Origin of the sequence: Streptomyces chattanoogensis (assembly GCF_001294335.1) — a bacterium.
Taxonomy (GTDB): Bacteria; Actinomycetota; Actinomycetes; order Streptomycetales; family Streptomycetaceae; genus Streptomyces; species Streptomyces chattanoogensis.
Genome location: NZ_LGKG01000027.1, coordinates 1 through 882, shown reverse-complemented (window position 1 = coordinate 882; position 882 = coordinate 1). Strand labels below are relative to the sequence as shown.

The following is an 882-nucleotide window of genomic DNA, read 5'->3' as shown; positions in this document are numbered from 1 at the left end:
ACGCGGCCCCATGTCGTGCTCGCGCTCCCGGCGGAACTCGATGCGCAGCTCTTTCTGGCCGCACTGTGGCAAACCCCGCTGGGCCGCACGCCCACGGCACATCACTACGACCTCGGACCCATAGCCGCTGGGGTGGACCCCGACCGTTTCCTCAGCGATCTGCGCTGTGTGCATCAGGCGGTCCGGTTCTACGGTCCGGGCGCCCGAGCCGAATCGGTCACTCTCGCCGAGGCCGCCGCCCGCCAAGTGGAGGCGGCCGCCACGGTGATCGTGGGGCCCGGTCGGGAGGCGGCCGACGGAACGCGAGAAGGGGTGCGGGCGCTGCTCGCCCACCTCAGTCCCTCCGCAACCGTGCTCTCCGGTGCCAGTGAGGTCGCCCTCGACGCGTTGACCAGGCCCGATCCTCGGTGGGTCGAGGCCGGTCCGGCCGATCGTCTCGACCCCATCATCACACCAGCGCACCGGCGCGGTGTCGATCTCGGCGTCGTATCCGTACTGTGGCGCTCGCGCCGTCCCGTGCACCCGGAGCGGCTCGCGGACAGCCTGCCGAAGATCATGTCAGGAGTCCTACGCAGCCGCGGCCATCTGTGGATGGCCACGCAACCGGGCTCGGTCGTCAGCTGGCGATCCGCCGGACACCACCTCGAACTGCGCGAGGCCGGCGACTGGTTGCAGGAAGGCGACACACAGGCGTGGCGCGATGCCTCGCCGCAGCGCCGCACCTTGGCCTCGTGGTTCTGGGACGACTACTACGGCGAGCGGCGCAATGAGGTCGTCTTCACCGGTACTGATCTGGACCAGGACGAGCTCCGCGGCGTCCTGGACGCCACGCTGCTCGACGACCGCGAGCTGTCGCTCGGCGTCGAGGGCTGGGCCGGCCTT

At 70.5% G+C, this 882-nt stretch carries 1 protein-coding gene; it reads left to right on the top strand.

The genetic code is table 11. From position 1 onward, the window contains the following. Nucleotides 1-882, top strand: an 882-nt coding sequence (locus ADL29_RS06740; RefSeq protein ID WP_078970805.1) for a GTP-binding protein, incomplete at both ends; no start/stop codon positions are given.